The sequence below is a fragment of the Haloplanus salinarum genome, from assembly GCF_009762275.1.
In the GTDB taxonomy this organism is placed as follows: Archaea; Halobacteriota; Halobacteria; order Halobacteriales; family Haloferacaceae; genus Haloplanus; species Haloplanus salinarum.
This window is the reverse complement of record NZ_CP034345.1, coordinates 2,105,564-2,117,701: the sequence shown is the minus strand read 5'-3', so window position 1 is coordinate 2,117,701 and position 12,138 is coordinate 2,105,564. Positions and strand designations below refer to the sequence as shown.

12 protein-coding genes are annotated in these 12,138 nt (G+C 69.7%); 6 read left to right on the top strand and 6 right to left on the bottom strand.

All coding sequences use genetic code 11. The features are described from left to right. Nucleotides 1-117: 117 nt before the first annotated feature. The 4 genes from EI982_RS12240 to EI982_RS12225 all read right to left on the bottom strand — a co-directional run bounded on the left by EI982_RS12240 (nucleotide 118) and on the right by EI982_RS12225 (nucleotide 5,353). Entirely contained in the window at nucleotides 118-1,833 is a 1,716-nt protein-coding gene (locus EI982_RS12240) for a formate--tetrahydrofolate ligase (protein WP_157689967.1), read from the bottom strand. A 90-nt stretch (nucleotides 1,834-1,923) separates the two neighbouring features. After that, on the bottom strand, nucleotides 1,924-2,433 hold the full coding sequence (gene cgi121, locus EI982_RS12235) for a KEOPS complex subunit Cgi121 (RefSeq protein ID WP_157689966.1): 510 nt from the start codon (nucleotides 2,431-2,433) through the stop codon (nucleotides 1,924-1,926). Next, the gene (locus tag EI982_RS12230) at nucleotides 2,430-4,694 is read right to left on the bottom strand and encodes an ATP-dependent DNA helicase (RefSeq protein WP_157689965.1); all 2,265 of its coding nucleotides are present in this window, start codon (nucleotides 4,692-4,694) and stop codon (nucleotides 2,430-2,432) included. Before EI982_RS12230 ends, cgi121 begins: the two co-directional genes overlap by 4 nt. A gap of 83 nt (nucleotides 4,695-4,777) precedes the next feature. Then, nucleotides 4,778-5,353: a halocyanin domain-containing protein gene (locus EI982_RS12225; RefSeq protein WP_157689964.1), complete on the bottom strand. Its 576-nt coding sequence runs from the start codon at nucleotides 5,351-5,353 to the stop codon at nucleotides 4,778-4,780. Nucleotides 5,354-5,515: 162 nt separating this feature from the next. On the opposite strand from EI982_RS12225, the gene EI982_RS12220 reads away from it, so the two are divergent. From EI982_RS12220 to EI982_RS12200, 5 genes are all read left to right on the top strand, one after another. Further along, nucleotides 5,516-7,372, top strand: coding sequence for a hypothetical protein (locus tag EI982_RS12220; protein ID WP_157689963.1), 1,857 nt, complete (start codon nucleotides 5,516-5,518; stop codon nucleotides 7,370-7,372). A gap of 47 nt (nucleotides 7,373-7,419) precedes the next feature. Next, nucleotides 7,420-7,653: a DUF8001 family protein gene (locus tag EI982_RS12215; protein WP_157689962.1), complete on the top strand. Its 234-nt coding sequence runs from the start codon at nucleotides 7,420-7,422 to the stop codon at nucleotides 7,651-7,653. A gap of 70 nt (nucleotides 7,654-7,723) precedes the next feature. Next, a complete protein-coding gene (locus EI982_RS12210) occupies nucleotides 7,724-8,101 on the top strand; it encodes a helix-turn-helix domain-containing protein (RefSeq protein WP_157689961.1) in 378 nt (125 codons plus the stop codon). Nucleotides 8,102-8,141: 40 nt separating this feature from the next. Then, nucleotides 8,142-9,401 carry a threonine synthase gene (thrC, locus tag EI982_RS12205; RefSeq protein WP_157689960.1) on the top strand — a complete coding sequence of 420 codons (1,260 nt, stop codon included), beginning with the start codon at nucleotides 8,142-8,144 and terminating at the stop codon, nucleotides 9,399-9,401. Nucleotides 9,402-9,523: 122 nt separating this feature from the next. Further along, complete coding sequence (locus tag EI982_RS12200; RefSeq protein ID WP_199243611.1) at nucleotides 9,524-9,706, top strand: hypothetical protein; 183 nt, start codon at nucleotides 9,524-9,526, stop codon at nucleotides 9,704-9,706. Nucleotides 9,707-9,763: 57 nt separating this feature from the next. On the opposite strand, the gene EI982_RS12195 is transcribed toward EI982_RS12200, so the two are convergent. Then, a complete protein-coding gene (locus tag EI982_RS12195; RefSeq protein ID WP_157689958.1) occupies nucleotides 9,764-10,075 on the bottom strand; it encodes a hypothetical protein in 312 nt (103 codons plus the stop codon). Nucleotides 10,076-10,176: 101 nt separating this feature from the next. Between EI982_RS12195 and EI982_RS12190 the strand changes: the two genes are divergently transcribed. Continuing rightward, entirely contained in the window at nucleotides 10,177-10,488 is a 312-nt protein-coding gene (locus EI982_RS12190; protein ID WP_157689957.1) for a hypothetical protein, read from the top strand. Here EI982_RS12190 and serA read toward each other — a convergent pair. Further along, entirely contained in the window at nucleotides 10,485-12,098 is a 1,614-nt protein-coding gene (serA, locus tag EI982_RS12185) for a phosphoglycerate dehydrogenase (RefSeq protein WP_157689956.1), read from the bottom strand. The genes EI982_RS12190 and serA overlap by 4 nt on opposite strands. Nucleotides 12,099-12,138: the final 40 nt, after the last annotated feature.

The window sequence follows — 12,138 nt, the reverse complement described above, 5'->3', positions numbered from 1 at the left end:
GCGGCGGTAGGGGGGGGCCGCCGCCGTCCGCCGGCACGGGGAGCGGTCCCGCTCGCCCGGACGACGGACGTGGTATTATCGTGGGGGGACCGAGGTAATACTTCCGTCCGATGGGGCCTAGAACAGGCCGCTGACGTTCCCGTCGGCGTCGACGTCCATCCCCTCGGCGGCGGGTTCGGCGGGCAGACCGGGCATCGTCAGCACGTCACCGGTGAGGACGACGACGAAGCCGGCGCCGGCGTCGGGGTAACACTCGCGCACCGTGAGCGTCCAGTCGAGGGCCGGCGCGCCCTTCCGACTCGGATCGTCGGTGGTCGAATGCTGGGTCTTCGAGAGGCAGACGGGCATGTCGCCGTACCCCTGTTCGTCGAGGCGTTCGAGGTCGTCGAGCGCGTCCTCCGTGAAGTGGACGTCGGCGGCGCCGTACACCTCGGTGGCGACCGTCCGGATCTTCTCCGCCAGGTCCGCCTCGACGTCGTAGAGCGGGGCGAACTCGCCCTGGTCGCTGTCCGCGAGGTCCTTCGCCGTCTCGGCCAACTCCGCGGCGCCCTCGCCGCCGTCGGCGAAGGCGTTCGAGACGACGACCGGGTAGCCCTCCCGTTCGCAGTGGTCGATGATCGCCTGGATCTCCGCGTCGGTGTCCGTCGGAAAGCGGTTGATGGCGACGACGAAGGGGACGCCGAACTGCTCGATGATGCCCGCGTGGTGATCGAGGTTCGTCATCCCGGCCTGCACCGCCTCGGGGTCGGGTTCCTTCAGGCGATCGTAGTCGACCGGCCACATATCGAGTCCGTGATACTTCATCGACCGGACGGCGGTCGTCAGGACGGCGGCGTCGGGCGCGACGCCCCGCCGCGAGACGATGTTGCCGAACTTCTCGAAGCCGAGGTCGGCGGCGAATCCCGCCTCGGTGACGAGGTAATCCCCCAAGGCGAGGCCGAGTTTGTCCGCCACGAGCGAGTTCGTCCCGTGGGCGATGTTGGCGAAGGGGCCGCCGTGGACGAAGGCGGGCGTGCCCTCGATGGTCTGGACGAGGTTCGGGCGCAGGGCGTCCTTCAACAGCATGGCCATCGCGCCCTGGATGCCCAGGTCGTCGACGGTGACGGGTTCGTTCTCCGAGTCGTAGGCGACGATGGTCCGTGCGAGACGCTCTTTCAGATCGGCCAGCGAGTCGGCCAGACAGAGCACCGCCATCACCTCGGAGGCGGCCGTGATCTGGAACCCCTCCTCGCGGGGCGGGCCGTTGGTCGACCCACCGAGGCCGACCACCACCTCGCGGAGCGCGCGGTCGTTCATGTCCAGCGCGCGCTTCCAACTCACCTCGTCGACGTCCACGTCGAGGTCGTTGCCGTAGTGGATCTTGGTGTCGAGGGTCGCCGAGACGAGGTTGTGGGCGGTCGTCAGCGCGTGGAGGTCGCCCGTGAAATGGAGGTTGATGTCCTCCATGGGGAGCACCTGGGAGTGACCGCCGCCCGCGGCGCCGCCCTTGATGCCGAAGACCGGCCCGAGCGACGGCTCGCGCACCGCGACGACGCCCCGCTCGCCGATGTGGTTCAGCCCCTGTCCGAGGCCGACCGTCGTGACGGTCTTGCCCGCCCCCTTGGGCGTCGCCGTCGTCCCCGTCACGAGGATCAGCTTCCCCTCGTCGGCGTCCGACAGCGTCCGCTGGATCGCGTCCTGTTCGATCTTCGCGATGCCCTTGCCCTGCGGGTCGAGATCCGACTGCGAGAGGCCGAGGTCGCCGGCAACGTCGGCGATCGGGCGCGTCTCCGTCGCCCGTGCGATCTCCATGTCCGTCGGTGCGTCGTCGCCGCCTGTGTCGTCCGAAGTCATCCGTTCGAGGTAGACGACCACCACATATGTAAGCCGCGACCCGGGCGATTTTCACATCGTTTTTTATCGGCGGAAAACGTTATCCAGCCATCATTTCTCCACGTCGAGCAGGGCGACGCGCTCGTGAACCAGGTCGGTCAGGTCGCCGTCGACGGCGTCGAGTTCCGCCGCCGGCACGTCGAAGAAGGCCCGCACGCGCTCGGCGTCGACCGAATCGAGCGTCGACGCCGGGTCGAGCGCGAGGCGGTCGCGCAGGGCGGCCGCCGCGGCCGATTCGGCCCCGCCGTCCCCGTCCGCGTCGTCGACGACCACTGCGACCCGCCGCTGTCCCTCGGCGACGCCCATCTCGAGGGCGTCGTCGATCTGTCGGCGGCCCGCGGCGTACAGCAGGATCTCGACGCTCCGCTCCCGGGCGACGTTCTCCCCGCGGTCGAACGCGCGGTCGGCCAACTCGACCGCCCGCTCCAGGTGGCCACGGTCGACCAGATAGCGCGCGTCGAAGGCTTGGACCGTGAGGCCGTACTCCTCGGCGACGGCGTCGAGGGTCGAGAGCGTCCCGTCGAGGTCGTCGACCTCGACGATTCCCTCGACGACGATCATCCGAAATCACCCAGGCTGGCCTGGCCGTCGGCCTCGTCCGCCCCCTCCGTCGCGGGGCCGTCCGCGTCGCCCCCGTCGTCGACGGCCGCCCCCTCGGCGGCGCTCACGCCGTCCATCGAGGGGTCCTGCCGGCCGGCGTTCTCGAGGACCCGCTCGGCGGTGCGTTCGCGTCCCCGCAAGGCCCCGAGGACGACGGACTTCTCGGCCTCCCGGAGGTCGGCGCGGGACTCGACCCCGGCCTCGTAGAGGCGACGGGCGCGCTTGCGGCCCACGCCGCGAACGCCCGTCAGGTCGAGCAACTCCTCGCGGACGCCGTCGGCGACCCGCTTTTTCGCCTCGCGCACCGCGACGACCGAGTCGAGTTCGAGTTCGACCGCTAGGCGCTCGGCGGCGCCGAGCAGCCACTCCGCGGTGTCGACCTTCCCGCGGACGTCGCCGGGGCCGACGCCGTACCGCTCCGTGATGCGGTCCTCGTCGACCTCGCTCGCCCAGTCCTCCAGCAGTTTGGCCGTCTTCAGCGCCGCCAGCCACTCCTCGAAGCGCACGTCCTCGAACTCCGAGGGGACACGGCCGAGCAGTTCCGTCTCCCGCTCGTAACACAGTTCGGTGTAAGTCTCTCGGTCCCCCGACTTCAGGTAGAGCTGGTACATATCGGGGGTCCGACAGACGAGGTGATAGAGGCCGAGCGCGGTGGGGTCCTCGGCCGCCCGCAGGCCGTCGACGATTTCGGCCGCGCTCATGGGGTCCAGGTAGAGCCGCGAGACGGTGTGGCCCAGGCTCGTCGCCGCGAGTTCGTCGCCCGACCGCTCGACGAAGTCGTTGGCGACCAGATACTCGATCACGCTGTCGACGACCGACTCCAGGCGCTCGGTCGTGTCGCTCTGGGCCGCGTGCAGCGTCCGGTCGAGGAAGTCGAGGAGGCCGTCGCGGCTGCGGGCGAACCCGGAGGCGACCGTCGCCAGCAGGTGCGTCCGCATCGCCGGCTCCCGGGCGAGTTTCGACTGCACCGGCTCCGGGTCGGCGTGGACGTACCGGTCGAACAGTTCGTCCATGGTGTCGTGGTCCTTCGCGAGCAGGACCGCCTCGCCGTAGGGGTCGAGCCCCGGCCGCCCGGCGCGGCCGAACATCTGGTGGACCTCGAGGACGTCGAGTGGTTTCATCCCGCCGAACTCGCCGTCGTACCGGCGCCAGTCGCGCACGATCACCCGCCGGCTCGGGGTGTTGACGCCCGCCGCCAGCGTCGGCGTCGCACAGATGGCCTTCAGCAGCCGGTCGCGGAAGGCGTCCTCCACGAGCGACCGGTGTTCGGCCGAGAGCCCGGCGTGGTGGAAGGCCGCGCCCTTCCGGACGACCGCCGCCAGGTCGTCGCTGGTCTCGGTGTCCGAGACGCCGGCCACCTCCTCGGCCAGGGCGGCCAGATCGTCGCGTTCGTCGTCGTCGAGGTGGCGCTCGGTCACGTCGGCCTGCCGGCGGGCCGCCGCCTCGGCGTTCCGCCGGGAGTTGACGAAGACGAGCGACGACCCGCCCTCCGCGAGCGCGTCGTCGACGAGCGCGGCGGTCGGCCGCTCGCCCCGACCCACGGGCACCTCCCGTCGACTGTCGTCGTCGAAGGTGATGGCGTCGCCGTAGTGGACGCCGGTCCGGAGGTCGACCGGCCGCCACTCCGACGCGACGAGTTCGGCGTCCAGCCAGTCGGCCACCTCGTCGGCGTTATCGACGGTCGCCGAGAGCGCGACGACCTGCAGCTCCGGGTTGATCCGTCGAAGCTTCGCCAGCGTCACCTCCAGGGTCGGCCCCCGGTTCGGGTCGTCGACGAGGTGAACCTCGTCGGCGACGACGCAGGTGAGGTCCTCGATCCACGGCGCGCCGTTGCGCACCAGCGAGTCCACCTTCTCGCTCGTCGCGACGACGATGTCGCGGGAGGCCAGCCACTCCTCGCTCGACTCGTAGTTCCCCGTCGAGATGCCCACGTCGACGTCGAAGTCGGCCCAGCGCTCGAACTCGGCCTTCTTCTCGCTGGCGAGCGCGCGCAGCGGGACGACGTAGAGGGCTTTCCCGCCCCGCTCGACGCTCGACAGCATGGCGAGTTCGGCGATCAGGGTCTTCCCGCTCGCCGTCGGGACGCTCGCGACGAGGCTGTCGCCCCGGGTGACGCCGGCCTCGACGGCCGCGGCCTGTGGCGGGTAGAGCTCCTCGATCCCCGAGTCGACGAGAAACTCGGGAATGCCCGACGGGAGGCCGGGCACGTCCGTTGGATTCATCGGTCGGTGGTCCTTGGCGCGGCCCCGCGTTTACGCTTTCGGGTCGGCGGCGGGTGCGTCGCGTCGCCCCCGCTTCCGCCGTCTCAGCGCGCCACGATGACGCCTTTCATCCCCAGGGCTCGGTGGGGCGTACAGTGGTAGCGCCACGTTCCCGCCTCCGGGACGGTGTACTCGAACGTCGGCGAGTCACCCGACACCGGGTCCCCGCTGTCGAAGTCGCCGTTCTCCGCCACGACGTTGTGGAGGCCGCCGCTCCCCGTCCACTCCCAGACGACCGTCGCTCCCACGTCGACGCGGACGGCGGCCGGGCCGAAGGCGAATCCGCCGCCGTTCCCCTCGGCGCCCACGGCGACGGTCACCTCGTCCCGACCGGTCCGGTCGACGACCGTCCCGTCGTAGTTGCTCGTCCCCGCGAGGTAGTCGTCGATCCGGCTTCCCCCTCCCGCGTTCGGCGCCGTTCCGGTCGGCGTCGGGCTGTCGGCCGCGGCCGTCGTCGCCGCCGGCGTGGGTGTTCCGGTCGGCGTCGAGGTGTCGGTCGCCGTCTCCGTCGGCGTCGACGTTCCATCCGCTCCGGTGCCGTCCCCCGAACAGCCCGCTAGGGCGACGAGGCCGACGGCGGTACCGAGCGCTCGGACGAATCGCCGTCGTTCGCGTCTCATCGTGCCGACGTTTCGACGACGTCGTGTTAAGTCGTTCGGTCAAAAACTTTCGTTCATAGTAATATATCTAGCAAAAGCGAATGAATGGTTATTTATCTACCGAATATGAAGATATTAATACAAAGATATATACTGCGCATGAACGTGTGTTTCTGCAGACATATGTCGAACGAGGAAACGGAACGGTGGTTCGACGGGGGACGCCGGCGGTTCCTGGCGTCCCTCGGCGGTGTCATGCTCGGCACGGGGAGCGCGGCCCTCGGCGCCGGCGAGGCGGTCACCGGCGTGGCGGCACAGGAGGGCACACCGGAGCCCGGCGAGCGGATCACGAGCGCCCGCCGGGTCGGGCCACGGGACGTGGGCGCGGAGAACTACCACACCCTGTGGGCCTACCGCAAGCGCCAGTCGGTCGAGACGTTGCTCGGCGACCCGGCGGTCAACGACCTCGCGAGCGACTGGATCGCCTCCTTCGAGGCGTACGACCCGCTCACGAACGGGCTCGACGCCGTCAGCATCCAGGGGACGACGGATCTGCAGGTCGACGGGAGCCGGGAGAGCGGCACGTTCGACGTGACCGCGGTGGGTCGACAGGTCGCGTACGGCCTGGTCGACCGGACGACCGACGAACTGGTCGGTCTCGAAATCACGGACCCGATGGACGTCGAGTGGGAGCGAGGGTACGACCAGCCCTCGCGGCGACGGCGCCACGAGTTCGTCCTCGGGCACGACGAGGTCTGGCAACATCTCGACGGCCGGGTGTGGTATCCCTTCGTGAAAGTCGCGGAGGTCATCACTGCCTACGACGACTACCCCCACGGCGAGGTGACGCCCATCGCCTACTACTTCAAAAACGAGGACGGCGGTCTCTCGCTTCTGAGCACGTTCGTCGACGTCTCCGGCGAGGAGTTCGAACTCCTCGACGTGACGCGGGTCGACCGGTTCGTCAGGACGTCGCCGATGGAGATGGCGCGGGCCACCGAACCGACGGGCGAGACGGCGCTCGGCTCCCTGCCCGTGCCGCCGATGGCCCAGCGTCCGCAGATCACCGGGCCAGAGGGCTTTCACAACATCGAGACGCCACCGAGCACCATCGAGCAGTCGAGTTGGGAGATCACCTGGCAACCCCCGCAGACGGAGGGGGCCGTCGTCGACGCCAGCTACGACGGGACGCCGGTCTTCGAGGATCTCGCGGCGGTCGCGACGCCCACCGGCTACGACCTCCCCGAGCGCGACGGCCGCAACACCCGGGAGTGGTTCTTCCCGGACGATTCGCCCGTCTTCAGCGGCAACCTCCTCTACTGGGACATCCACAGCCCGACCTTCGGCGGGCCGGGCGTCCTGGGGACCACCGACCACCCCGAAACCGGGGACCACCCCGAGGGCTTCCGGCTCCGGACCCACTTCCACACTGGCGCCCTTCCCAACGCCAGGGACTTCCACTCCGGCCACCGGTTCGGTCCGTACAACTACTACATCAACTTCGACTTCTACGAGGACGGAGTGTTCATGCCCTCCTGGCAACGCCAGGGGCCGGGTTACATCACGGAGTACCTGTTCGATCCGGACCGCCGCGACCACGAGGGCCCCGTCCAGTATTACCTCTCCTTCTGGGCGTTCCGCCCCGCGCCCGGCGGCGCCGACGGCGTCGAGACCCACGTCTTCGACGGCGACGAGTGGCAACAGCCCGAGGAGGAGGTGTACGTCGAGGGCGACGACCGCACCATCGTCCGGTTCTCCCACCGGACGTTCTCCCAGTCCATCGACATCCCGCTCGACGACTACAAAGAGATGGTGATCGTCAGACCGGACGAGGACGAGATCGGGGAGGCGACGCGGGTGCTCGACGCCGAGACGGAGCTCGACTTCTACCACCCGGCACAGTACGTCGACGGCGAGCGCATCCAGGGACGACCGGTCGTCGCGTGGCTCGTTCTGGAGGCGCCGATCCACGAGGTTCCCCATCCCTCCGGCATCTCGACGTTCACCGCGCTCGGCGAGTTCCACCTCTCGGGGTACTGACCGGCGCCTCGGCGGGAGTTTTAGGCGTGGCCCCGTCACGTGTACCCATGTCCACGCTCACGATCGACGCCGGCGAGCTGACGGCCGCCGAGATCATCGACGCGCTGGAGGACGGCCAGCGTGTCGTCGTTCGCCTCGAAATGCTCGGCGGCGTCCACGAGGTGACGCTCCGGCACGACGGTACCACCTACTACTGCGACACCCCGACCACGCTTCACAAACACGACTCGGCCGACGAGATGCGGACCTGCATCGAGCGGATGGGGTACGGCCGGGACTGACGGACCGCGGCCGGAGCGCCGCCCGATCCCGCTGCCGCAGTTTTAACGTCACGCGTGCTGAACGTGAGGTATGGCCGACGCGCCCGACATCGACGAACTCGTCGGCGTCGAGGAACCGACCTTCCAGCACGTTCTCTCCTGTGTCTTCGGCATCCAGACCCACGAGAGCCGGACGTACCTGACGCTCCTCGACAACCCCGGGAGCACCGTGGCGGAGCTCGCGGAGGAGCTCGACCGCGACCGGAGCAACGTCAACCGATCGCTGACGACCCTACTGGAGAAGGGCCTCGTCGAGCGGGAGCGCCGCCTGCTCGATCCGGGAGGGTACGTCTACCAGTACACCGCGACGCCGCTCCCGGAGGCGAAGGAGCTGATGCACCGCACCCTCGACGAGTGGGTCGAACAGGTCCACGTCGCCATCGACGGCTTCGGCACGGAGGCGGAATGAACCCGTCCCGTTTTTGCCCCGCGGGTCCATCCTTCCGCCAATGAGCATGAACCTGACCGCGGCCGCCCCGGCGGCACCGGCCACCGCCGACGACGGCGTCTGGCTCGCCTGCATCGAGTGTGGCGAGACGTTCGCCCCCTTCTCGTCGATCCGGTACACCTGCGATCACTGCGACGGCCTGCTAGAGGTGCGCTACGCCGACCCGCCGACCTTCGAGGACTTCTCGGGCGACGGCGTCTGGCGCTACGCGGCCGCGCTCCCCTTCGAGGAGGGCGTCTCGCTCCCCGAGGGGTCGACGCCGCTCCACCACGTCCCCCGGCTGGAGGAGGAGGTGGGCGTCGAGCGCCTCAGGATCAAACACGAGGGGATGAACCCGACGGGGAGCTTCAAGGATCGGGGCATGACCGTCGGCGTCCGCGTGGCGAAGGAACTCGGCGTCGGCCGCTTGGCCTGTGCCTCGACGGGCAACACGAGCGCCGCGCTCGCGGCTTACGGCGCCCGCGGCGGGATGGCGACGCTCGTGCTCCTGCCCGCCGGCAAGGTGGCCGCCGGCAAGATCGCCCAGGCCGCCCTCCACGACGCCCGCATCCTCGAGGTCGACGGCAACTTCGACGACTGTCTCGACATCGTCCAGGACCTCGCGGCCCGCGGCGAGGTGTACCTGCTCAACTCGCTCAACCCCTTCCGACTGGAGGGTCAGAAGACCATCGGCCTGGAGATCTTAGAGGAATTCCACGCGGACCACGGCACGTATCCGGACCGGATCGTCCTCCCGGTCGGCAACGCGGGCAACACCTCGGCGCTCTACAAGTGCTTCCGGGAACTCGTCCAGAGCGGGGCGATCGACCCCGGGGACGTGCCGAAACTCACCGGCGTCCAGGCCGAGGGCGCGGCGCCGATGGTCGAGGCGGTGGAGGAGGGCAACGACGGGATCCGCCGCTGGCCCGAGGTCGAGACCATCGCCACCGCCATCCGTATCGGCAACCCGGTGAACGCGCCGAAGGCGCTGCCGGGGATCCGGGAGACGGGCGGCACCGCCGTCGCCGTCTCCGACGAGGCGATCACCGACGCCCAGCGGGCGCTCGCCGGCGAGGGCGTCGGCGTCGAACCCGCCTCCGCGGCCTCCATCGCCGGCCTGCGGAAACTCCGCGACCGGGGCGTCGTCGACGACGACGAGCAGGTGGTCTGTCTCACCACCGGCCACCTGCTGAAGGATCCCGACGCCGCCTTCACGGCCGGCAACGACCCCGAACCCGTCCCGAACGACACCGAGGCCGTCCTGGAGCACATCGCGGAGTGAGGCGGCGGTCGGCCCGTCGACCCGCGGGCCCACGCGACCGGCCGACGCGGTTCCGTTGTGATTTTCCGGAGTTAACGCCCGGTTCTTGTGTGTGGGGCCGTTACACACGGCCGAATGGGGTATTGAACGAACACACCAAGACGGTCCACAAGCACGAACTGGGCAGCACGGACCTCCACACGGTCTGTGGCGTCACCCACCACCTCGCGTCCGACCACTTGCGGCGGATCACCGTCGAACGGGCGGTTTCGGACCACGGCGCGACGAAGTGTGGTCGGTGTTTCGAGGGCGGTGGCGGCTACTGACTCGGTCCGTCGCCGACACCGGATCAGTCCGGCCTCGCGGCGGCCCGGGAGTCCCGCTCAGGCGCCGATTTCGGGGTCGGCCGCCAGGTCGTCGAACCCGGCGAGCCGGTAGGCTCGCGAGTCGGTGCAGTCCTCGTGGTCGGCCGCCAGGGTGCCGATCGCCAGGTCGTAGCGGTGGGCGAAGTCCGCGTAGTCGTCCGCGTCGGCGACGGCGTCGAGCAACGCCTCGGCGGTCAGGTCCTCGGCCACCTCCGACCGGAAGGCCGCCGCCTTCGTCGCCGCCGCCTCGGCCGTCTCGCCGTCGGCGTCGAATCGCGATTCGAAGCCCTCCGCGACCGTCGATCGAAACGCGTCGTCGTCCTCACTCATGGACGGATTCAGGGGCGCCGGACACCTATACGTTGCGCGTTCGACGCCGTCGGACGGCCGTCTGACGGGGGTTTTTGATCGCGTGTGAGGAAATGTCACACATGGTACCGAGCGGCCTCCCGACCGGGACGGTCAGTAGCGGTCGCGACGGGCCCGAGTCCCCGCGCGACCGCGACGACGCCGCCCCCGACGCCCGGGCACGCATCGCCGAACTGGAGCGGGAAAACGAGGCGTTGCGCGCCGCGGTCGAGAAACAGCGCCGCGAGAACGAGCGGATCGTCGCGCAGTACGAGCGGTTGCTCGATCGGCACCGGGACGCGTCGGCGGAATCCGACGATCCCGATCCCGCGCCCGATCCGGACCCCGCCGACGCCGGCGCCATCGAGCGGCTCACCAGCTTCCTCGGCCGCTAGTCGTCCGCGGTGCCGGTTTCGCCGCCCTCGTCCTCGCCGAGCGTGATCTGTTTCACCTCGATGATGCGCTCGTCGGCCTGAATCTCGCCGACGGCGCCGTTCGGCACCGGCGAGTCGAGGTTGTAGACGGTCATCGCCTCGCCGCCGAGGGTCTCGCGGCCGTTGAACATCCCCGCGATGTTGACGTCGTTGTCGCCGAGGACGGTCCCGATCAGGCCGAGGACCCCGGGACGGTCGTAGTTACGCACCACGAGCATCTGGCCGTGGGGGACGGCGTCGACCCGGTAGCCGTCGATGCGGACGATCCGGGGGTCGTCGCCGGTGAAGAGCGTGCCACAGACGCCGATCTCGTCGTCGCCGTCGCCGACGGTGACGGTGACGAGGCTCTGGAAGTCCTCGCTCTGGCGGGTCTTCTCCTCGGTCACCTCGATGCCGCGTTCCTCGGCGATCTTCGGCGCGTTGACCGCGTTCACCTGCCACTCCAGGGGTTCGAAGACGCCCTTGAGCCCGCTCGCGGTGACGAACTCGACGTCCTCGTCGGCGATGTCGCCCTCGTAGCGCACGCGGACCTCCGAGATGCGACCGTCGAACATCTGGGCGGCGACCTTGCCGGCCGTCTCCGCGAGTTCGATGTACGGCTGGACCCTGGGGAACGCGCTCTCGTCGATCGAGGGGGCGTTCAGGGCGTTCGCGACCGGTTCGTCCGCGAACGCCGCGACGATCTGGTCGGCGATGCTCGTCGCGACGTGTTCCTGTGCGGCCTCCGTCGACGCCCCGAGGTGGGGCGTGACGACGACGTCGTCGACGGCGAGCAGCGGGTTGTCCGGCGAGACGGGTTCGTCCGCGAACACGTCGACCGCGGCGCCGGCGAGCGTGCCGTCCTCGACGGCCGCCGCGAGGGCGTCCTCGTCGACGACGCCGCCGCGCGCGCAGTTGACGAGGTAGCCGCCCTCCATTAGGGCGAGTTCGTCCCCGGCGATCATCCCCTCGGTCTCCGGGGTCAGCGGCGTGTGGACCGTCAGGAAGTCCGCGCGCTCCAGACACGCCTCGAACTCGACGAGTTCGGCGCCGAGCTGGTCGGCCCGCTCCTGTCCGATGTAGGGGTCGTACGCGACCAGGTCCATCCCGAGCGAGCCCAGGCGCTTTGCCACCTCCTGTCCGACGCGACCGAGGCCGACGACCCCGAGGGTCTTGGCGTTGAGCTCCGTCCCGAGGTAGTCGCCTTTCGCCCACTCGCCGGTCCGCAGGCGGGCGTGGGCCTGCGGGATGGAGCGGGCGGTCGCGAAGGTCATGGCGACCGTGTGTTCCGCGGCCGCGCGGACGTTCCCCTCGGGGGCGTTGGCGACGATGACGCCGTGGTCGGTCGCGGCGTCGATGTCGATGTTGTCGACGCCGATCCCCGCCCGGCCGACGATGACCAGATCCGGGGCAGCCTCGAACACCGCTTCGGTCACGTCCGTCCCCGACCGCACCACGAGCGCGTTGGCGTCCGCGACGGCGTCGAGCAGGGCCGCCCCCTCGACGTCGTACGCGGTCTCCACCTCGTGGCCCGCGTCGCGAAGGCGGGTCAGCCCTGCGTCGGCGATCGGATCCGTGACGAGTACCTTCATACTCGAACCGATCCGAGGGCGGCTGTTAAGCGTTTCCAAA